This is a genomic window from Chryseobacterium sp. 22543 (genome assembly GCF_052044565.1).
Lineage (GTDB): Bacteria > Bacteroidota > Bacteroidia > Flavobacteriales > Weeksellaceae > Chryseobacterium.
The window spans coordinates 535,561-557,478 of sequence record NZ_JBQENH010000001.1; the positions used below are offsets into that span (position 1 = coordinate 535,561).

The 21,918-nt window shown below is 37.9% G+C and carries 22 protein-coding genes; 5 read left to right on the plus strand and 17 right to left on the minus strand.

Translation table 11 applies throughout. The features are described from left to right. Positions 1 to 72: 72 nt before the first annotated feature. The 4 genes from ACTJIP_RS02260 to ACTJIP_RS02275 all read right to left on the minus strand — a co-directional run bounded on the left by ACTJIP_RS02260 (position 73) and on the right by ACTJIP_RS02275 (position 4,529). Positions 73 to 651, minus strand: coding sequence for an NAD(P)H-dependent oxidoreductase (locus ACTJIP_RS02260; protein WP_077418511.1), 579 nt, complete (start codon positions 649 to 651; stop codon positions 73 to 75). Next, positions 648 to 1,670 carry a saccharopine dehydrogenase gene (locus ACTJIP_RS02265; RefSeq protein WP_077418510.1) on the minus strand — a complete coding sequence of 341 codons (1,023 nt, stop codon included), beginning with the start codon at positions 1,668 to 1,670 and terminating at the stop codon, positions 648 to 650. Before ACTJIP_RS02265 ends, ACTJIP_RS02260 begins: the two co-directional genes overlap by 4 nt. 53 nt (positions 1,671 to 1,723) lie before the next feature. Further along, a complete protein-coding gene (locus ACTJIP_RS02270; protein ID WP_219073248.1) occupies positions 1,724 to 2,290 on the minus strand; it encodes a Crp/Fnr family transcriptional regulator in 567 nt (188 codons plus the stop codon). Between the two features lie 469 nt (positions 2,291 to 2,759). Continuing rightward, positions 2,760 to 4,529 carry an aminopeptidase P family protein gene (locus ACTJIP_RS02275; RefSeq protein ID WP_440704074.1) on the minus strand — a complete coding sequence of 590 codons (1,770 nt, stop codon included), beginning with the start codon at positions 4,527 to 4,529 and terminating at the stop codon, positions 2,760 to 2,762. 403 nt (positions 4,530 to 4,932) lie between these two features. Here ACTJIP_RS02275 and ACTJIP_RS02280 point away from each other — a divergent pair, with 403 nt between their 5' ends. After that, positions 4,933 to 5,370 (plus strand): DUF6526 family protein, encoded by a 438-nt coding sequence (locus ACTJIP_RS02280; protein ID WP_047387789.1) that lies wholly within the window; start codon positions 4,933 to 4,935, stop codon positions 5,368 to 5,370. Positions 5,371 to 5,569: 199 nt separating this feature from the next. Next, a complete protein-coding gene (locus ACTJIP_RS02285) occupies positions 5,570 to 6,676 on the plus strand; it encodes a DNA topoisomerase IB (RefSeq protein WP_440704075.1) in 1,107 nt (368 codons plus the stop codon). Positions 6,677 to 6,795: 119 nt separating this feature from the next. Here the strand turns inward: ACTJIP_RS02285 and ACTJIP_RS02290 are convergent, their stop codons facing one another. The 13 genes from ACTJIP_RS02290 to ACTJIP_RS02350 form a co-directional block, all read right to left on the minus strand. Then, positions 6,796 to 7,686 (minus strand): helix-turn-helix domain-containing protein, encoded by an 891-nt coding sequence (locus ACTJIP_RS02290; RefSeq protein WP_077418506.1) that lies wholly within the window; start codon positions 7,684 to 7,686, stop codon positions 6,796 to 6,798. Positions 7,687 to 7,825: 139 nt separating this feature from the next. Beyond that, positions 7,826 to 10,072 carry a TonB-dependent receptor gene (locus ACTJIP_RS02295; protein ID WP_440704076.1) on the minus strand — a complete coding sequence of 749 codons (2,247 nt, stop codon included), beginning with the start codon at positions 10,070 to 10,072 and terminating at the stop codon, positions 7,826 to 7,828. Positions 10,073 to 10,217: 145 nt separating this feature from the next. Continuing rightward, positions 10,218 to 11,105: an urea transporter gene (locus tag ACTJIP_RS02300; protein ID WP_077418504.1), complete on the minus strand. Its 888-nt coding sequence runs from the start codon at positions 11,103 to 11,105 to the stop codon at positions 10,218 to 10,220. Positions 11,106 to 11,282: 177 nt separating this feature from the next. After that, positions 11,283 to 11,984, minus strand: a complete 702-nt coding sequence (locus ACTJIP_RS02305) for a hypothetical protein (RefSeq protein ID WP_077418503.1) — start codon at positions 11,982 to 11,984, stop codon at positions 11,283 to 11,285. Positions 11,985 to 12,049: 65 nt separating this feature from the next. Further along, entirely contained in the window at positions 12,050 to 12,838 is a 789-nt protein-coding gene (locus tag ACTJIP_RS02310) for an urease accessory protein UreD (RefSeq protein ID WP_077418502.1), read from the minus strand. Continuing rightward, on the minus strand, positions 12,839 to 13,477 hold the full coding sequence (gene ureG, locus ACTJIP_RS02315) for an urease accessory protein UreG (RefSeq protein WP_045499433.1): 639 nt from the start codon (positions 13,475 to 13,477) through the stop codon (positions 12,839 to 12,841). It abuts the gene before it with no gap. A 131-nt stretch (positions 13,478 to 13,608) separates the two neighbouring features. Then, entirely contained in the window at positions 13,609 to 14,307 is a 699-nt protein-coding gene (locus ACTJIP_RS02320) for an urease accessory protein UreF (RefSeq protein ID WP_232538978.1), read from the minus strand. Then, entirely contained in the window at positions 14,300 to 14,809 is a 510-nt protein-coding gene (gene ureE, locus ACTJIP_RS02325; protein WP_180564213.1) for an urease accessory protein UreE, read from the minus strand. Before ureE ends, ACTJIP_RS02320 begins: the two co-directional genes overlap by 8 nt. Beyond that, entirely contained in the window at positions 14,799 to 15,446 is a 648-nt protein-coding gene (locus ACTJIP_RS02330; RefSeq protein WP_077418499.1) for a hypothetical protein, read from the minus strand. Before ACTJIP_RS02330 ends, ureE begins: the two co-directional genes overlap by 11 nt. Positions 15,447 to 15,619: 173 nt before the next feature. Continuing rightward, positions 15,620 to 17,341: an urease subunit alpha gene (gene ureC, locus ACTJIP_RS02335; RefSeq protein ID WP_047387764.1), complete on the minus strand. Its 1,722-nt coding sequence runs from the start codon at positions 17,339 to 17,341 to the stop codon at positions 15,620 to 15,622. 1 nt (position 17,342) lies between these two features. Next, a complete protein-coding gene (gene ureB / locus ACTJIP_RS02340; protein WP_047387761.1) occupies positions 17,343 to 17,711 on the minus strand; it encodes an urease subunit beta in 369 nt (122 codons plus the stop codon). A gap of 11 nt (positions 17,712 to 17,722) precedes the next feature. Further along, complete coding sequence (ureA, locus tag ACTJIP_RS02345; protein ID WP_047387758.1) at positions 17,723 to 18,025, minus strand: urease subunit gamma; 303 nt, start codon at positions 18,023 to 18,025, stop codon at positions 17,723 to 17,725. 154 nt (positions 18,026 to 18,179) lie between these two features. After that, on the minus strand, positions 18,180 to 18,545 hold the full coding sequence (locus ACTJIP_RS02350; protein ID WP_077418498.1) for a hypothetical protein: 366 nt from the start codon (positions 18,543 to 18,545) through the stop codon (positions 18,180 to 18,182). A gap of 406 nt (positions 18,546 to 18,951) precedes the next feature. Here ACTJIP_RS02350 and pruA point away from each other — a divergent pair, with 406 nt between their 5' ends. From pruA to ACTJIP_RS02365, 3 genes are all read left to right on the plus strand, one after another. Then, complete coding sequence (gene pruA, locus ACTJIP_RS02355; RefSeq protein ID WP_077418497.1) at positions 18,952 to 20,577, plus strand: L-glutamate gamma-semialdehyde dehydrogenase; 1,626 nt, start codon at positions 18,952 to 18,954, stop codon at positions 20,575 to 20,577. Positions 20,578 to 20,883: 306 nt separating this feature from the next. After that, the gene (locus ACTJIP_RS02360; protein ID WP_077418496.1) at positions 20,884 to 21,105 is read left to right on the plus strand and encodes a cytochrome C551; all 222 of its coding nucleotides are present in this window, start codon (positions 20,884 to 20,886) and stop codon (positions 21,103 to 21,105) included. Positions 21,106 to 21,347: 242 nt separating this feature from the next. Next, positions 21,348 to 21,554, plus strand: coding sequence for a hypothetical protein (locus tag ACTJIP_RS02365; RefSeq protein ID WP_077418494.1), 207 nt, complete (start codon positions 21,348 to 21,350; stop codon positions 21,552 to 21,554). The last annotated feature ends 364 nt before the right edge of the window (positions 21,555 to 21,918 follow it).

A 21,918-nucleotide genomic window follows, 5' to 3' on the forward strand; every position in this document is an offset into this window, starting at 1 on the left:
TTTATCCGGTAATAAAAAATCAATTATTACCGGATAAAGTTATCATCAACTCTACATCTTAAAATTTATAGATTATTTCTGTTTCCTCCCTAATTCCTTCACTTTTCTCAACCATTGCCCCCTCTGCTCATCTTTAGAATTCCGGATGATCCCGATATAGGTCAGTTTTACAGGTTTTACGCCGCAATATTCCAATATGGATTTTTTAAGCTGATTCACGCTGGGTCTGCCAAAAAACAAACGGTAATACCAGCCCGGCTGATCTAAAGTGGTAATTATATGTGCCGTTTTTCCTTTTAAAAGTTTATCCCACCACACAGAATTCTCCCGGTATTTATAAGCCATTCCCGGTAAGAAAAGGCGATCTATAAATCCTTTCATCAAAGCTGGAAATCCTCCCCACCAGACAGGATGTACCCACACCAAATGGTCAGCCCACTGAATAATCTCCCATGCTTTCATCAGATCCGGTTCCAGTTCCATTCTTTTCTGGTATCCAAACTGCAGATTAGGATTAAAGTTTAAATCTCTTATAACAATTTCCTTTACTTCTGCGCCTGTTTCTGCAGCTCCTGCACTGTAAACTTCTGCCACGCCAAAGTTGAAAGAATCTTTATTGGGATGCCCGTTGATAATTGCTATTTTTTTCATTGTGTGATATCGATATTGATGGTTTCATAGCTATGAAGCTGTGTCATTAATGATAAAGGCTCATGCAGCTGATGGCTGAAATACACATTATTTTCATGGGGATTTCTCAGCAGTTCTTCGGTATGCAGAACAGCAGATAAAGCAGTAAGTTCTGCCTGTCCTTTCATACTTCGTAAGCTCAGTTTCTTCTGACCTTCTTTATCTTTTACCACAATTTCAAACACAGACTGATCTCCGTTTCCACTGGATCCAAAAATCATTTTTCTTTCTTTTAATGATAAAATATTAAAAATTCTAAGGTACTGAAAGGATCCCAGCAGCCATGTAATGAATTTAGAATTATAGGTCATTTTTACACTTACTCCGGGAATTCGTTCCACCTTATTAAGAATATAAAGATCTGGTACATCAAAATTGTAAGCCTTTCTCTCTCCTATTCCAAAAGAGAACTTAAAAGGTTCCGTATCCAGAAAGTGTCTGATAGAAACAGGCCTGTCGTTCTTATAATGTACAAAAGGAACAGCTACGTTTTCTGCCATAAAATGAGCTGAACTCTCTCCTGCCAGATCTTTTACCGAATAATAAACAAATACCTTTACTTCCTTAATATCATCTGAACTGGAAAGAGTATTGACCAATCCCGGTACAATTCCGCCCATCCATCCTGAACTGAAAACAATTCTGCTGTTTACGTCTGCTTTTCCGGCAATAGCATAAGCTTTTACCAAGGCCGGAGTAGGCTTGGTGATATCCAGATAATCTATATGATGAGCAATCGCAAAACGAAGTATATGATCTTCTCTATCATTCACAGAAAGAATGATGAGGTTTATTTTTTTTTCCAGAATAACCTTAAAAGAAGCAGGATCTGTAACGTCGATTCTCAGGTCTTTATCCGTTTGTCCACCTTTTCTTCCTCCAATAAAAATGGTAAGATGAGGGTTTCTTGATTTCAGAATGCGGGAAATAGTTTTTCCAACCAATCCATTTCCTCCAATGATTAAAATATTTTGCTCCATAACTTTTTTTGACAAAAGTATAGCGCTCCCATTTCAATGAACAGGACAAATGTCTAAAAAGAAACTTCCTTTCTGATACGACTCAAATGCCGCTGTGTAATTCCCAGGTAAGAAGATAAATACTGTAATGGAATTTTCTGAATATAATCAGGATAATTTTCAAGAAGTGCTGCATACCTTTGGCTCGCACTGTCTCTCTGAAGCTGAAAAAATCTTCTTTCCAGTTCAAGATATTCCTGTTCAGCAATAATTTTTAAAAACTGGGTCCAGTTCAGTGCATTCTGAACCAGAATATCCATTTTTTCTTTTTTCAGGATCAATAATTCTACATCGGTAATAGCCTGAATACTTTCTTTACTGAGACATCCTGAAATAAATGATGAATAAGCCGCAATCATCGTGTTCGGAAACTTGAAACAATAAGTCATATCTTTTCCGTCACCGGAAGTATAGAAAGACCGGAAAATTCCGGAGTTTATGAAAGCTACTTCTCTACACCGCTCGCCTTCCTGTACGAAAAAGTCGTTTTTATTCAGCTTCCGGACTTCGAAAAGTTGTAGAAACTCTTCAATTTCGTTCTCTGAAAACAGATTAAAGCTTCGAAAATAATCCTGTATCATCATTCTTAAAAATAAGGGTGTTCTAATGAATCACGAAAATAGATAAAAGATGAATGCAACATGCTTTATAAACGCAAAGTTTTCATTTTTTCTAAGATTTTATTTTAAGTTAGCGAAGATGAGATCAATTTCATTGATTCTTTTTAAGCGAATGTATAGCCATGCAAGTTTCAATTGAGAACAAAAAAAATCACCTCAGGACGAGATGATTTACCGTTTTGAATTTACTTGAGTTATTTATGAAGATATGAATGATGTTTTGTTGGGACAAAGATAGGTCAACGCCGTTTTTTATCAATCAGTAGAATCCCTAGAATTATATCCGTAAAAATACGGTTGTACAAAAAGAAAAGCCCTGCAGGAAATACCTTACAGGACTTTGGTTTATCTAACAATTCTTTTGTTTAATGTTTAAAGCTCAAGATATAAAGTGATGATTTCATTAACTTTAAACCCTAACTAAACTTTATTAAAGAGGGCTTACCAATTGCAGGAACCAGTCTTTAACTTCTCCTTCCAAATAAGGAGCGAGCTTTTCTTCACACGTTTTATGGTAACCATTCAACCATGCGATTTCACTTTCTGAAAGGATTTCTTTCACTACAGTATCTTTGAAGAACGGGCAGAATGTTAAGGTTTCAAATTCATAGAATGTTCCGTGAATTGTTTTTTCTGCTTCTTTTACTGCGATCAGGTTTTCATGACGGATTCCATAATGTCCTTCAAGGTAATATCCAGGTTCGTTTGAACATACCATTCCCGGAAGAAGTTCCTGAGGGTTCAGGTCTTTTCTGATGTTTTGGGGTCCCTCGTGTACATTCATGAAGCTTCCTACACCATGTCCTGTTCCGTGGTTGAAGTCTTTACCTTCCATCCATAAAGGAAGTCTTGCGATAGCATCAAGGTGCACTCCTTTTGTTCCTTTTGGGAATTTTACCATTGATAAACGGATCAATCCCTGTAATACCAATGTTGAATTTCTTTTAAACTCATCCGAAGGTGTTCCTAAGGCGAAAGTTCTTGTAATATCTGTAGTTCCTTCAAGGTACTGACCTCCTGAATCTACCAGGATTGTTTCCTCATTGGTTACGTCTTTGCTTCCTTCTTTTTTGGCAGAATAATGCATGATAGCACCATTATCTTTATATCCCACGATAGAACCAAAGCTTTCCCCGACAAAATTTTCACCTTCTGCACGGAATCCTCTTAGCTTCTGTCCGATAGAATATTCATTCATCGCTTCTTTTCCTGCATTGTGAGTTAACCAATAAAGGAATTTTACCATAGCGACTCCATCTCTTACCATTACTTTTCTGAACCCTTCCAGCTCAGCTTCGTTTTTCTGGGCTTTCATCAAATTACCAGGAACCGGAGCTTTGATAAACTGGTTGTCTGTTTTTAAAGTTTCAAAAATCTGTTGATTGCTGTTTGGAGAAACCAGTACTTTTTCATTTTTGAAGGTCTTCAGGTAATTGTAGAATTCTTCGTAAGGCATCATCTTCACAAAGGAATCATCCATTTGTTTTCTTGCTCCTACTTCCATTTTTTCTAATCCTGTAAATAGAACAGCATCGTTTTTAGTAATCACAATATATCCTAAAAACACAGGATTGCTTTCTACATCACTTCCTCTCAGGTTAGCCGTCCATGCTACGTCATCCAGACTTGATATGATATGTACGGTAGCTTCCTGATCTTCCATTTTCTGACGGATGGCAGCAATTTTATCAGAGACGGATTTTCCCGCTCTTTCTACCGGATGTACGAAAATAGGGTTAGCAGATGGTGTTCCTCTTTCTTTCCAAACTTCTTTTAAAAGCGGAAAATCTACCAGCGTAATATTTTTTGAATTAAATTTCTGAGAAAGCAGTTCCCAGTTTGCATTAGAGGCTGCTAAAGCATTTACAGCCACTTTACCTCCTGAAGGGATTTCTGAAATAATCCAGTCGATATAGTTGGGAGTTCCTTCCATACCGTCTTTGAAAAGATCGATACCAGAACCATCCAGCTCGATAGCAGCTTGTGTAAAGTATCTTCCGTCTGTCCAAAGTCCGGCTTTGTCTTTGGTAACTACCACAAAACCAGCAGAACCTAAGAAACCTGACAACCAAGCTCTCTCCTGCCATTCTTCGGGAAGGTATTCGCTCATATGCGGGTCTGCAGAATATACTATAAATGCATCAACATTATTTTTCTGCATTTCTTCACGAAGCGCAGCAACTTTTTCCTTTGAAGTCATTCTTTTCTTTTTTAAACACCGAAAGTTACGAAAAATTTGAAGTTGGAGCTGAAATCTAACGGCTATTTTACTTAATAATCTGTTATTTTATCCCGAATTCTTTTTGAAGAGATCTGCGGTTTGATTTTATATGTTTTTGTATTAAACGACATTGATTATTTACCCCCTAAAGTCACAAAATCTTTTTTAATATTCTGTTTTTTAAATGACAATCCTTGTGTTTGAAAAGTATATTTAAGCTTTCTGACACTTAATACATGTAAATGGATTGGGAATAAATTTATAATTTAAAAACATTAAAACCTTAAACATATTTGATAAAATAAATCATTTTCATCTAAAAAAAACTACCACATTATCAAAATAATAAATTTTTGGAAAGATTATTGCTGTATTCAACTCCATGAAACAGCAGAACTACAATAACCACAGGAAGTTTTATCCACCTCATCATTTTATTTACCTTCCTTTACTCATCCTGTTAGAGATTTTCGGAATTTATAAAATCTGGGATGACCCGGGAAATCAGCTGACCTGGATTTTATTTTCTATTGTGATTTTTCTGCTTTTTTATCTGGCGTTTATGACGCGGCAGCATTATGCATTGGGGCTTCAAAACCGAATGGTAATTCTGGAATTTCAACAGCGGTATTTTGAAATTTTCAATAAAAGATCGGATGAAACTGTTGAAAAACTAAGATTTGATCAGATTGCTGCATTGAGATTTACCTATGACGATGAGTTCAAAGAGCTTTTATACAGAGCTCTTCACGAAAACATCTCAGGAGATGAAATTAAACGGTCTATAAAAAAATGGAGGGCTGACCGACTCAGAATCTAACACCTCAACAAAATATATGGTTATGAAAAAGTGGAGCTTTTACAGTATTATGATATTAAGTTTGTTGACACTAACAAGTTGTGAAGCAGTAGAAACAATTTTTAAGGCAGGAATGTGGTGGGGAATTCTCTTAGTCTGTATAATAGTAGGGATTCTTTTACTGATTTTTTCGAGGGGTAAAAACTCTTAACCATGCTTTATGGAGAAGAATACAGATCTGGAGATGATTTCTCACCTTAAGCCTTCAAAAATTGTTAAAATAATGAAGGACCCGGAAGCTTCTGCAAAGGCGGTACATCTTGTATATACCACCGATGCAGAGACCGCCGGAATTACCCGTAAGAAAACAGGAAAGAAATATTCCTATTATAAAGACGGTGAAAAGATCAAGGATAAGGAAGAAATTACAAGAATCAACAGCCTGGTACTTCCGCCTGCCTGGGAAAATGTATGGATCTGCGCCCTTGACAACGGGCATCTTCAGGCAACGGGCTTTGACATCAAAAAAAGAAAACAATACCGCTACCACCCTCTTTGGAGCGCTTTAAGAAATCATACGAAATTTTACAGAATGCTTCAGTTCGGATATGCGTTACCGGAAATGCGGCTGAATATAGAACAGGATCTTGCTTTGAGAAATTTTGAAAAGCGAAAAATTCTGGCTTTAATTGTGAGCCTTATGCAAAGAACCAATATCCGTATTGGTAATACTATTTATGAAAAGCTGTACGGTTCTTTTGGACTGACTACTTTAAAGGATAAGCATGTCAAGGTAAAAGGACAGAAAATTACGTTCTCTTTTAAAGGCAAAAAAGGCATTATGCATAACGTTGACCTTAGAAGTAAGAGGCTGGCAAGACTTATTCAGAAATGTAAAGATATTCCGGGAAAGGAACTTTTTCAATATTTTGATGATGAAGGAAACCGCCATTCTGTGGATTCAGGTATGGTGAATGAATATATAAAAGAGATCAGCGGCGAAGATTTTACGGCTAAGGATTTCAGGACCTGGTCTGGAACGGTAAGTGCTCTGATCGCTTTTAAAGAGATCGGGTATGCAGAAAATGATACTCAATATAAAAAGAAAGTAAAAGAAGCTCTGGAGATCGTTGCAGAAAACTTAGGAAATACCTCAGCTGTCTGCAGAAAATATTATGTTCATCCTTTAGTTATTAATCTTTACGAAAACAATACCATCAAAAAATACCTTGACGAACTGGAAATTATAGAAGAAAATGATGGAAAAGCTGATCTGACAAAAGAGGAAAGGCTGGTTCTGAAAATTCTTGAAAATGAGAGGATGTGAGAAAATGGAAGAAAGGAAGCAGGGAGATGGAAGTTCTGAAATCAAATTCCGAACTTTCAACTCATTTTGATCAAGCTTCTGCAATACTTCCAGCATCCGGCTTCCTACTCCCAGCCTTATTATATTGAAATCCTGTTGTTATTCAAAAACTGTATTCTGTATTCCTTTGGAGTAATACCTGCAATTTTTTTGAAAAGCTGGGTAAAATGGGAAGCAGTATGAAAATTCAGTTCGTAAGCAATTTCAGCAATATCTTTACTGGAGTGAAGTAATGCTTTGCTGTAATTGATATCTATCTCATTGATCCACTGTTTTGGGGATTTCTGGGTAACACCTTTTACACATTTATTCAGGTAGCTTTCTGTTACAGATAGTTTATCGGCATAGAACGCCACTCTCTTTTCTCCCACATGATATTTAAACAAAAGATCCCGAAACTGAAGGGACAATTCCATAGGGCGCGTCGCAGATTTGTGATGGGTATCAGAATCTGTGCTCAGCATTTTGATTAAAATAAGATGAAGCATCGTTACTACTACATCATTGATATTGAGATTATTTAGCCACAACTCCTGCTCCATGATAGGAAGAAGCTGGGTAATGGTTCCATAAGTCAGGCTGTCCAGATTCAGGAAAGGAGTCATGAAAAAGATACTGCTTTTATGCTTTGGCAGTTCCTGTTCAGACAGGATATTATTTTCATAAGCCAGGAAGAAGCCTTCAATATCGTCTGATAATTCTACAGTTGCCGTGATGGTTCCTTGTTTGATAAAGATAACCCCGCCTTTCCCAGCATGATATTCTTTATTTTCAAGATATTGTCTGATATGACCGTTGGTAACGAAAATGATAAAATTAAACGTTGTACGATACGGAATGACCGGCATCAGAATGCCTTTAAGGTAATTTTCTATCCGATAGAGCTGTATATCAGCATTATTGGCTAATATCTTGTCCGTAATATTCGGAAGAAAGAGTTTTTTATATTGAAAATTGGATAGAACTTCCATATCCTTTTTATGATTATTTAAAGTTATACAAAATATTTTTAAGACTCAACACCGAATCAGTGGAAAGTAAAAGGGCAAAAGCAACTCCCGCATCCAGCAACCTCCTCTCTCACCCCTTTATACTCTCCCACTCATTCATTTAGAACTTATAATACACTCCTACCCTTACTCCAAAAGGACTTCCTGGTGTATAAGTAAGATCTGTAATAGGTTCTGCTTCTCCTTTCAACTGCGTTTCTGTTGCAAACTGGGCTTCATTCCATTTTACATTGAAAAGGTTGTTAAGCTGAACATTTGCACCCCATTTCCGGCGGTTATAAGAAAGCATTAGATCATTTACAAAGTAAGATTTGGTTCTGATACTGTTATCCTCTACTGCTGGTCTTGCTCCCAGATATCGGTATTGAAGTCCTAAAGAAAAGCCATCCAGGAAATCCCAGTTTACCGATCCTGTACTGGTAACTACGGGAGCCAGCGGAACATAGTCCTGTCCTTTTTCTTCTTCAGTAAATCTGGCGTGGGAATAATTGATATCCGCATTCAGATAAAAGTTTTCCAATGGCTGGAAACGTACTCCCAGATCTGCCCCGAAACGTCTTGATTTTCCTGAAGGTTCTACTACCGCATCGTCTCCTACATAGACAAATTCCTGCTGCAGATCCATATACCATAATGCAGGAGTAATAATCAATGATTTGAACGGATGTAATCTCACCCCAAAATCTGCTCCAATAGAATATGGAAGGGTATTTTCGTTTTTATTGGGAACGACTACTCTCAGGTCATTGGAGTGGAAGCCCATCCCTGTTTTCAGGAACCACATCACGTTATCATTCTGAGCGTAGGAGAAATTCAATTTCGGGCTTAGTCTTGTTGCTTCTTTTGACTGTCCGGACGGCAATTGTTCTACATCCAGCAGATTATGCATATTAAAGATAAAATGATCTACTCTCAAAGCAGGGTTAATGGTCCATTTTCCTGTCTTCCATACCAATCCTGAGTAAGCATGAAGGTTGGTTTCCGTTCCTGTCACATCAGATAATCTGTCAAGCAGCATATCTCTGTGATACACATGGTTAAGCTGTAAAGTATTGATATCATCATTCCTTAACCCTATTCCAGAAGTCCAGTTTAAAGAACTATTAGCCAGGGCAAAAGTTTTGGTATATTTCACTTCGGCACCGTAGATATTTCTTCCGTCGGTCTGCTGAATTTCATCTCCATGATCTTTATCTTTTAAATTAAAGGTAAAATCAGAATACAGATTGAAATTATACTTTGAATAGAAAGCCATGGCATCAATCTGCTCAGAAGGAGATATAATGTGCTTGAAATTCATCTGAAGATTTGTTCTGGAAGTTTTTCCGCCTTCCGTAGGGTCTATACTTCCCCATCTGCCAATGATTCCTTCATCTAAGGCACGTTCCGGAATCTGTCCGGAAGCATTCCATGAAGAATTGAATGTTGAAAACTGAATATTGAAATAGTCTTTATCAGTTAACCATTGGTTGTATTTCCCGAAGATGTTAACTCTGTTGAAATTCTGTTTTACATCAAAAGGGCCGTCTGTATAGTTGTATTCTGCTGCGATATAGGCATTTTTTCTTCCCAGATCATCATGCAGAATATTGAACATTCCCAAGACTCTTTTTGAATTGAAAGAGCCTCCTTCCAGTTTAATCATACTGTTTTTCAATCCATTATAGGTCTGAAAATCTACATATCCTGCCGTATTGAAATCACCGCGATCCATATAATAGGCTCCTTTTCCGAAGTCAATATTGTTTACCGTTTCAGGAATCACAAAGTGTAAATCTGAGTATCCCTGACCATGGGCATGAGAAACGATATTCACCGGCATTCCGTCCACATTAACGCTGACATCGGTACCGTGATCGGCATCAAATCCTCTTAAAAAAAGCTGTTCGGCCTTTCCTCCTCCGGCATGCTGTGCAATAAACAATCCCGGAACTTTTCTCAATAAATCCTGCGCTGAGTTTACCGGAAATTTATTCAGATCAACCTTGGTAATGGCTGATAAAAATGAACTGTGATTGATAGCAACTTCAGAAATCTGAAAAGGCTTATGCTGTAAAAAAATAACTTTATTTTTATCTTCATCGCTGGTCACCACCCATTTTACCCCATCATATCCCTGACGGCTGATCACAAGGGTATCAGGAAGTGATTTTACAGGAATGGCAAATATACCATCTGCCGCTGTATGAGTATGGCTGTTCCCGTGGTCATATTTTACCAAAGCATCTGCAATGGGAAATTTGTCATCTGCATCTTTGATCAGCAACTGTTTTTCTGCTTCCTGCGCCATCATTTTTCCACTGAATGCCATGACCAGAAATACGGCTGCTATTTTTGTTATTTTCATTTTTTATTTGTTTGTATAATGTATTAATGATTTTAGAAGTCAAATGAAAGACAAGTGAATCATCAGTCATTCGTAGGAGAACTTTAAACTTTAAACTTTAAACCTTGAACGTTAAACTTTGAACTTTGAACTCCCTTCTAAAACTCTATTCTTTAGTTTTAAGAAATACTTTCTGAATTAAAAGCGTAATCCACGTTCCGGCTACGAATGGAAAAGTAAATACTCCACCCACGATATCTAAACAATGATTGTCAATCAAAAGATCATCAATGGCAATCGTGATAAGAACGGCAATAAGTACCCATAAACCATCTGTTTTTTTAACTCCGGAAAAAGCAATTGCTGAAAGCACGGCATTAAAACCAAATAATCCCATGTGGATTTCTTTAATAGGCTCTCCGTTCAACTGTGATAATCCTGCACCAAGAATAGATGCTGCCAGCCCATATAAAGCGGCTATGGGAGAACTGATGAAAACGGCAAGAAAGAAAATCATTCCTGAAAGTACTCCACCCTGAAATATTACTTCGCCAAAACCATTGGTACAGGCAAGAAAATCATCATATTCTGTGGGCACCACTTCACTGCTCAACATCGCAGATGGCGGAATATGCGTAAAATGATGGAGTGCAAATACCAATATCCATGTAATGATAATGAAAGGAAAGGTAAACACCGGAATTTTCTTCTGAATAAAGAAATGCTGAATAACAGCTGCCAATGCTCCACCCAACACTATTAAAATCCAGATCAGCAATGTAGTTTCAAATAGAAAGGACAACGCTACTCCTACAAGTGCCGCACTGAAGCCGTAAAGCCCGGCATTGATTTCAGATTTAGCATAGTTAAGTTTCATGGCAGTAAAAGTTCCGGCCGCCGTTGAAAGCAATACTGCAATCCCGCACTGCCAGCTTCCCATAAAGATTCCTGTAAGAAACAGAAGTCCTGTCCATCTGTTTTCCTGAAGCATAATCTGTCCGATTCCTTTCAAAACATGGTCTATAAAAGGTAGTTTTTTGAAAAATTCGTTCATAGTTTTTTTGTATAATGTATTTTGTACAATGTAAAATGTATTGATGATTTGAGTGAGACAGTAAAAGTAATAGCTGGAAGCTAGAAGTTGGGAGCAGGAAGTGGGACTCTACCCTAAAACTCTCATTCTCTCTGACCTTCAAACTCTACCACTCGTACCCCAAATCCCGAAACTCGTTTACCATCCAAGAAAGACCATTCCTATTCCGCAAACGGTTACCACAGCTCCGCTCACCACTCCCATATATCTTTCCAGCTTTTCAGTATTGAATAGTGTTGAATAACCATAACGTCCCAGAAGAACCATTCCAAGCATTGTCAGGACGGTAGTTATGGTGAAAGACGTTACCAGAACAGCAATTTCAGACATTGAATGTTTTACTCCCGAATAGAATAATAAAGGAATTAAAGGTTCACTGGGTCCCATTACGAAAATCATAAAAAGTACAAGCGGAGTCACTTTTATTCTTTTTTGAGGCATTACCACTTCACTATGATTATGTTCGTATACATAAACATCATCACCCATTACATCAAAATGCTTATGAGGCTTGTTTCTGATGGCCTGAATGAAACCATATACCAGATAAACTCCTCCAAAAATAAGCAGTGCCCATCCTGAGAAATTTCCTCTGATATCCTGAAACCAGGAGATCTTATTGAGCTGCCATCCAAGGAAAACCCCGATAAAGCCTAAAATCAGAGAACTGAATACGTGTCCGAAACCGCAGACAACCGTTAATACTGCTGTTTTCATTCCGCTCCATTTCTTGGATTTTGAAATCACAATGAATGGCAGGTAGTGATCCGGCCCTGAAGCGGTGTGTATGAAACTTATTGAAACGGCACTCAAAAGAAGCGCCCAAACTGTACTATCCATTTTTTACTTTTTTGTTTTACTTGAGAGCCTTGTCAAGGTTTTGAACCTTGACAAGGCTCCCTTTTTTACTCGAGTGACCAGAGAATTTCCTGAATATACAGGAAGAAGTTGTACATCAACTCTCCTCCGTGTCCCAAAGCTCTTACGACAAAACCATTGTCATCCATTGCAGAGACTCCGACTTCCATTTCTTCATGATGCTGTGCCGCTGCTTCAACGATCTCTTCAATCAATCCATTCTTGTCTACATTTCCCTTCGTACTATAGAAGATCAGGGTTCCCTGGTGGGTATACTGTTCCAGATTTCCGATACTGCTGATCGGGATCATATCAGGCTGAATGAGAACATTATCTTTCACTACCAGCTTATTGTTGTGGTAGATTTCCATCACATTCTGAAAACGCTTCAGTTTAAAAACTTCTCCATAATGTTTTCTTCCGCAGGTAATAATCTCACTGATGATGATCTGGCTGTTGTTCCCAATATGAATATTCGCTTTGCTCTTAAAATTGGAATCTTCATGCGGAACTATGGGATGAGGAACGTAAGCAAAAGAGGTTTCATCTTCCATAGAAACATTAAGCTCCTGAAGTGCTTTATCCTTCATATTGAAAAGCCTCTGATAGGATTGTGACTGCAGCTGAAGCGCAGCACCTTTTTCAAGAGCAACCTCCAGATGGTAGTGGTCTCCATCCAGAATTCCCGGAGAGGAGCTCATCACCATCTGATAAAGTTTTTTGTCACTTTTCCGCTGCCCTACAGAAACCACTCTGAAAGGAAGTGAGACATAAAGGTCTTTCACATAGGATTCTCCTCCCTTAAATCCTGCGATAATATTTAAACGACTGTCCATTTATCTTACTAAGTTCGGTTCTTCAATTTCCTCGAGAAGAGCATATTTTTTAATCCAACCTATTACTTTGTCCAGTCCTTCATCTGTTTTAAGGTTTGTAAATACAAAAGGATTTCCTTTTCTCATTCTTCTGGCATCATTTTCCATTACTTCAAGGCTGGCTCCTACATACGGGGCAAGGTCTATTTTATTGATAATTAACAAGTCTGATCTTGTAATACCAGGACCTCCTTTTCTAGGAATTTTCTCTCCTTCTGCTACGTCAATAATGAAGATGGTAACGTCTGCAAGGTCCGGGCTGAATGTCGCTGAAAGGTTATCACCTCCACTTTCGATAAGAACCAGTTCAATTTCAGGGAAACGTGCTGCAAGCTCATCTACGGCTTCAAGGTTCATACTTGCATCTTCGCGGATGGCAGTGTGTGGGCAGCCTCCTGTTTCTACTCCGATAATTCTATCATGGGGAAGAAGACTGTTTTTTGCCATAAATTCAGCATCTTCTTTTGTATAAATATCATTAGTGATTACTCCAAGGTCATACTTTCCGAATAATTTTCTGCTTAAACGTTCCAGTAATGCAGTTTTTCCTGAACCTACAGGTCCTGCAACTCCTACTTTTATATATTTTCTATTTTCCATTTTTTTAAAATTTTAATTGTTTTTTAACGCTATGGACGCTAAGTTTTTTACCGTGAATATTTTACGATCGCAAAGGCGTTTCACTCAGCAATGTGCATCGTATTCTGCATCATCAGCTATTTACCTTTTCCTTACGACATATAAAGTCTTGAATACAATCTCTCATGCTGCATACACCTGATATCGAAAGCGGTATTACAAAGTCCTATCATATCTCTGTCCAGCTCTATGGTTTCCCAGACTGTTTTTTCCATTACAGGATAAAGGGAAAATAAAATATCTTGTCCATCCAGCTGTCCAAGAGGAACAAGCTTTACCGCATTGGTGATCATTCCCGCCACTGAGGTATAATAGAATCCTAAAAGAGCTTCATACAAAGGAATTTTCATTAGGTAGGCATACACTCCGAACACAATACAGTAATGGGAATTGGCTTCTTTATTCTGCACTGCTTTTTCAAACGCTTCCATAAAAGGGAAACGGTCTCTCCTTTTAAAGATTTTGATCAGCCTGATCCCCAATTTCTGACTGGCCTGGCGGATTTCCTTCGGACATTTTATAGCGTTACACTCATTATCAAGAAGTAACAATGCCTGCAAATCTCCTTTTTCCGCTGCTTCATACGCCAGTTTTACAAAAGCCCCATCATTAAATTTAAGGTTGTACTGAAGCATATTCTGCACAAATTCTTTGGCTGTACCTAAATTATGTACAATCCTTTCCTGCACATAGGTTTCAAGTCCGTTGGAATGAGTATACCCTCCGATGGGAAGTGTCGGATCTGCAAGATGAAGCAGTCCTGACAGGAAATTTATGTTGATATTATTCATCTTTCGGAGCTGCCATTTTTAAGATTTTTGTAAAGATTGTTGATCCCAGACTTCCATGCCCGTGGGGTTCTACATTGGATTTAAGAAGATTCAGCAGTTTCACAGATTGTTTCTCCGGGTTGAAACCGCTTGCCTCCAGCCATCTGAACATCGGCATTTCAAAAGGAAGCAATACTTTATCATTCTGAATGAAGAGCGGAATATGTTTGTTTCCGATCTCATAACATACGGTACCCATTTTCAGGAGCGAAGCAGGTGACATCACGATCGCTTCCGTCTCCAGAACATTTACCGCGATTATTTTTTCCGCATCCTCAAAAAGAATATCTCCTTCACGCAAACGCTGTCCTTCTCTGAGAAACTTGATCGCAACGTCAGTTCCCTGTCTGGTTTTTTTGCGCTGGATTCTTTTGGTAGTTTCAAACCATTCCAGATCAAGATAATCTATGGTTTTCCCTGTAGGATTTTCAGAGAGATTGCCTGTGATTTGATTAATTATCATTTTTGGATTTTTTTCTAAAGTCTAAGTTTTTGGAGATTCCTACCCCGAATGTTGAACCACTGATTCCTGCTACATAGTTCTTCGTCCAGCCTTCTTCTTTGGTTTTAGTCTGAAGCATTGAAAGTTCTGCAAATTTGAATTTCAGGGCCCAGCCTCCTCCCAGTAATATTCCAATCAAGGGATAGGCACGAAGACGGAATCCGTTAAAGTTCTGCATTGCATCAGCAGCCGTTGACAGCTGCTGTCCCCAAACATAGTGAGCATCTACCTGCCCGATCAGTACAAAGTACTTTCCAAGCATCAATGAAGGGCTGTACCAGATACCTGCTTCATTTTGTTTGTAGACTACATTATGATCAACTGTATTCTGTGAGTAAGCATAATTGACTCCGATAAGGTCATTATTGTTAATGAAGTACCCTACTCCAAGTGGTGCGCTTGAGACAGTACTGCTGCTGCTGGATGGAGTTGTAAGTTTAGAGTAATCTAATGAACCATACACCATAAACTGCCCTTTTGGTCCATCTTCATCACTTTTAAGCCTGTGCCCGCCCAAAAACTGAGCGCTCAGATTTCCTGAAAGCATAGACATTCCGGCTACAACAAGAGAAACAACTGTTTTATTTAAATATTTCATTTTAAACTTAGTTCTATAATTATTTTAAATTCAGTGAGTAAACCTGGGATAAAGAAGTACCTGAAAGTGTCATTCTAAACGAAATGTAGTGAAGAATCCCTATGAGATTCTTCCTTCGTCAGAATGACAAAGCCCAATAGTTTCGCTTTCAGATACTGTACTTTAAATTGATCTTAGAATAAGTAATACAGCTGTGTTAAAGGAAGTGTTTCCGCAGGTTCGCAAGTGATGTACTCACCGTCTACCGTTACTTTATAGTTTTCAGGGTTCACTTCAATTAAAGGAGTCTTATCGTTATGAATAAGGTCTTTTTTGGAAATATTTCTACAATTTTTTACCGGAAGAATCATTTTCTCCAATTTGTAAGAAGCAATGGTTCCGTTGTCGATAGAAACCTGAGAAACGAAATTCGCACAAATACCAAACTTGGCTTTTCCATGAGCTCCAAACATATTTCTGTAAATAATTGGCTGAGGTGTTGGAATAGATGCATTTGGATCTCCCATTTTAGCAGCAATCACAAACCCTCCTTTTACAATCATTTCCGGTTTTACTCCGAATAATGCAGGCTTCCAGATCACCAGATCCGCCAATTTACCTTCTTCAAGAGATCCTACATATTCTGAAATACCATGTGCAATAGCGGGATTGATGGTATATTTAGCCACATATCTTTTTGCACGGTAATTATCGTTTCCACTATCCTGATCTTCAGCTAAATCACCTCTCTGCTCCTTCATTTTGCTTGCCGTCTGCCATGTTCTTGTAATCACTTCTCCCGGTCTTCCCATCGCCTGAGAATCCGAACTCATGATGCTGAAAACGCCCATGTCATGAAGAATATCTTCTGCTGCAATGGTTTCAGGGCGAATACGGGAATCAGCAAAAGCAACATCTTCAGGAATATTCTTGCTCAGGTGATGACAAACCATCAACATATCTAAGTGCTCATCAATCGTATTGACTGTGTAAGGACGTGTAGGGTTTGTAGAAGCGGGCAGTACATTTGGGTACATTGCTGCTTTAATGATATCCGGAGCGTGACCTCCACCAGCTCCTTCTGTATGGAATGTATGGATCACTCTTCCGTTGATTGCTCTCATTGTATCTTCCAGGAATCCTCCTTCATTCAGCGTATCGGTATGGATAGCAACCTGAACGTCATATTTATCCGCTACTTTCAGTGCTGCATCAATTGTTGCGGGAGTTGCTCCCCAGTCTTCATGGATTTTCACACCTAAAGCACCTGCTTCTACCTGCTCTTCAATAGGTTCTTCTGCCGAACAGTTTCCTTTTCCGAAGAAACCAAGGTTCATAGGATATTCTTCTGCTGCCTCAAGCATTTTCTGCATATTGAATTTTCCCGGAGTCACTGTTGTAGCATTAGTTCCGTCATTCGGACCTGTACCACCGCCAATCATTGTTGTGATCCCGCTGTATAGAGATGTTTCGATCTGTTGAGGACAGATGTAGTGAATATGGGTATCAATACCTCCGGCTGTTACGATATATCCTTTTCCACCGTGGACTTCAGTTGAAGCTCCAATAATCATATTAGGACTTACACCATCCATTGTATCAGGGTTACCTGCTTTTCCGATTCCTACGATCTTTCCGTCTTTGATTCCGATATCACCTTTTACAATTCCCCAATGGTCAATGATGACAGCTCCTGTGATGCAAAGGTCCAGAACACCTTCATCTCTTTTAGCAGTAACATTCTGTCCCATTCCGTCACGGACTGTTTTTCCTCCTCCGAAAACGGCTTCGTCTCCATAGTGAGTGAAATCTTTTTCAATTTCAATGATTATTTCAGTGTCTCCCAGTCTGATTTTGTCTCCGGCTGTAGGACCTAATATATTGGCGTATTGTTTTCTGTCTACGTGTAAGCTCATCTTAATGATTTTTAAAGTTTAATTCTTCAACTTTTGCAAGGCTTGCTTTTTTCTGTTCTTCGGAATCTATCTGTCCGTCGACAAGGTTGTTGAAGCCCATTGCTTTTTTGGTTCCTCCTATTTCTACCAATTCCACTTCTTTTTCTTCTCCCGGTTCAAACCTTACTGCAGTACTTGCTACAATATTCAGTCTCTTTCCGAAAGCTTTTTCACGGTCAAAGCTCATCGCTTTATTGACTTCAAAAAAGTGGAAGTGTGAACCTACCTGAATAGGACGGTCTCCGGTGTTTGTTACTTTTATTTTTACAGTTTCTCTGCCTTCATTGCAGATAATTGTACCTTCTTTTACAAAAATTTCTCCTGGTATCATAATCAGTAGTATTAGCGGATTGGGTTGTGTACGGTTACCAGCTTAGTCCCATCAGGGAAAGTGGCTTCAATCTGAACATCGTGGATCATTTCTGATACGCCGGGCATTACGTCATCTTTAGTAAGAAGATTAGCGCCTTCCTGCATCAGTTCGGCTACTTTTTTTCCATCTCTTGCTCCTTCAAGCAAAAAGTGGCTGATGAGTGCAATTGATTCAGGATAGTTTAATTTAAGGCCTCTTGCCTTTCTTTTTAGAGCGAGTTCGCCTGCCAGAAATAGCATAAGCTTTTCCGTTTCTCTCGGTGTTAAGTGCATAGTATTTTTATTTAAAATTGGACAAACAGTACTGGTTCACCTCTCCATAAAGGCAAATAGACATGTTCAAAAAATGTAAAATGGGAATGATTTTTACAGATCTGTATTGAGTGAATACAAACCACAATGGATCATTAAAAATTTAAAAAAGGGATTAGCAGCCCGCTATCTGCAGACAGTGATACAGAATGTATCTTGGTGCTGTAATGTAGGTACGGTTTTGAACAGCCGCAACCTGTGTATTGTAAGTGTAGCCTGCAAAGAAATAATTGAGCCACTGCTGTGCAAGTACTGAGTAATCAAATTTCACTTTCTCCCAGTCATTGGAATCCTGTACATCCTGCACATCTGAAAAACTATACATTTCAGGCTGGGTCTGCTGATCGGATTTCTGCTGAAGGAGATTGATTTTTGAGATAATATCAGAGTATGACTGAGTTTTCCCTTTATGTGCAAAAAGACCTGCACACAACGCTGAGAAAAACATCAGAAAAGAGAAAAATAAAACTCTTTTTTTCATACTATTAATAATGGTGTAAAATTAGAACAATCTTAAAACCTTGGCTATCAAAAAAATTATTTAAAATGTTCAAAATCGCAACAAATACAATTTTATGTAATTTTAACATTTCATGATAAATCCCTTATTTATAATACTTAAGCATAGTTTATGAACTATGACAAATATTTTATTGTCCTTATTCCTATAATTCTGATATTCCACTTTATCTTTTCCTTCTATTTAAAAGATCGAGTAAATACATCCAATATTATCAACACAACATGTTAAAAATCCTTTATTCATTAGCTATTACTTAACAATAAGCTTTATTTCATAAAAACAGGCGGTATTTTTTTCTTTCCTTATAATTATCGTAAATTTGTATACACATCTTATTTAATTTAATAAAATAATAAAACGTAATATGTCAAAAGCAATTTCGCAAGTACCATTAGCGGTAAATGAGCCGGTAAATTCTTATGAACCGGGATCTCCGGAAGTTAAAAGCCTTATCGACACTTATAAAAAAATGTGGGCTGAAAAGGTGGAAGTTCCAATGATTATCAATGGAAAAGAAGTGAAAACTGATACAAAAGTACAGCTTCAGTCTCCTCAGGATCATGCTCATGACTTCGGTTTCTACTATCAGGGTGGTATGCAGCATGTGGATGACGCTATCAACGCGGCATTGGCAGCTAAACAAGAATGGAATGAACTAGGCTGGGAACAGCGTGCAGCAATTTTCTTAAAGGCAGCTGATCTTTTGGCTGGTCCTTACAGAGATGTGATTAATGCTGCAACAATGATCGGACAGTCTAAGAATGTACACCAGGCTGAAATTGATGCAGCTTGTGAATTCATCGACTTCTTAAGATTCAATGTAGAGTTCATGACAGAAATGTATGCTGAGCAGCCCGTTTCTGACAATGGAATCTGGAACCGCGTTGAATACAGACCATTAGAAGGATTCTGCTTTGCAGTAACTCCGTTCAACTTTACTGCTATTTCCGGAAACCTTCCTACTTGTATGGCAATGTTAGGAAACGTTGTAGTTTGGAAGCCGTCTGACAAGCAGGTATATTCTGCAAAAGTAATTATGGATGTATTAATTGAAGCTGGTCTTCCTGCGGGAGTTATCAACATGATCTTTACAGATGGAAAAGAAACTGCTGAAAAAGTATTGGCACACCGTGATTTTGCTGGTCTTCACTTCACAGGTTCTACAAAAGTATTCCAGGGAATGTGGAAAATGATTGGTGATAATATCCACAACTACAGAACATATCCAAGAATTGTTGGAGAAACAGGAGGGAAAGATTTTGTAATCGCTCACCCATCTGCTAACGTAGAAGCTGTAGCTACTGCATTGGTAAGAGGTGCTTTCGAATATCAGGGACAAAAATGTTCTGCTGCTTCAAGAGCTTATGTACCTAAGTCTCTTTGGGCTGACGTGAAAAAAGTAATGGAAACTCAGATGAATTCTATTAAAGTAGGTTCTCCGGAAGATACTTCTAACTTTGTAAACGCAGTAATTGACAAAAATTCTTTCGAGAAATGTAAAGGATATATCGACAGAGCAAATGCTTCAGGTGAAGCTTCTGTAGCAATCGGTGGAAAAGTTGATGATTCTAAAGGATGGTTTGTACACCCAACAGTAATTGAAACTACAAATCCTCACTACGAAAGTATGGTAGAAGAGATCTTCGGGCCAATCTTATCAATCTTTGTATATGAAGATAAGGACTGGAAAGAAACGCTAAAACTTGTAGATTCTACTTCTCCTTATTCATTAACAGGTTCTGTATTCTCACAAGACCGTTACGCGATCAATGAAGCTTATAAAGCTTTAGAGAATGCTTCAGGTAACTTCTACATCAATGATAAACCAACAGGTGCTGTAGTAGGACAACAGCCTTTCGGTGGTGGTAGAGCTTCAGGAACAAATGATAAAGCAGGTTCTAAAATGAATCTTCTGAGATGGACCTCTGTAAGAAGTGTAAAAGAAACTTTTGTTTCTCCAAAAAACTACAAATATCCTTATTTGGGATAATAAAAGATAAATGATCATTGATAAATGATTGAACAGCCTCGGAATTTCGGTTTCGGGGCTTTTTTGTGGGATGCAGAGTTCAAGGTTTAAAGATTTAAAGTTCAAGGTCTAAGGTTTAAGGTTATTGGTAGCCAGAAATATACTTTTACTTCTCCAATACTTCAATACTCTCTCCCCTAATCCCTACAACCTGTTACCTTTTACCTAACATCTTTTAACAAACTTTACCTATATTTTACGACTTTCCCTACCCTCTTAGGAATAATTGTTGATTTTGAATAGGTATACACCCCAAAATAAAATAGTATGAAAAAGTTATTGCTAACAGTCATTGGAATAGGAATATTTGCAGTGAGCTGTGGAACCAAAGAATCGACAATGTCATCGAGCAATCGTGATTCAGCGACAGTAGAAAATACTCAAAAAAGTATACCGCCTACAACCACTGATACAATGACTACAAAAATGACAAATCCTGACAGTGTCAAGATAAAAAAAGATTCAGCGGTAATGTCTCCAGTCAAATAGTATTGATATACGTTCAATTTAAAAATGGAAAATCTGCAGATGAAATCGCTGCAGATTTTTTTTATTGGATAAAGCCAATGGGACGAATATTTTTTTGTTAGTGAGTTAAAATCCACCCCCTATTGAATTTTAATAATAACATCTTTTATCTTTTATCTTTTATCTTTTATCTTTTATCTTTTATCTTTTATCTTTTAATTAATCTTATATTTGATTATTACCAAACATTAATATATACTACTATGAAAAAATTCTGGATAGGAGCAGTTCTTGGACTTCTTTTCCTTGGAAGTTGTGCTCAAAATAAAGAAAAACGAGAGGAATATAAAGATGCCCACAACAAGGAATCTTTAAGAAACAAAATGGGTGATTCTGCTGTAGCTAATTCTATACCCGCTCCGGCAGCTGATACTTCAAAAACCAAACCCGACAGTCCAAAAGTTAAATAAAATCACAAATCCACAGACTTCTGTGGATTTGCACTTAAAAAAACTTGACTGAAAAAAAACCGGGCAATCAACCCCGATTATAAGATATGGTTTATATTCTGTGAACAGAATACTTCCTTTAAAGATAAAAACAGGAACCGTGGCTGTTTCAATGATGAAATATACACGCGTTCCATATATAAATTTTCATGGTTTAGTTTTCAGCTTAGGGATGATTTTCTTACTATAATATTATTTCAGGAAAAGAAATATTCCTTCAAAAAATAAAAGAGATAAGCTGTAGTATGATTGTATTCATGTCCCTCGAACTGGCGCAAAGATAGGATAGCAAAGGGTTCCTGTAAAACAATAGGTTGTTCATTTT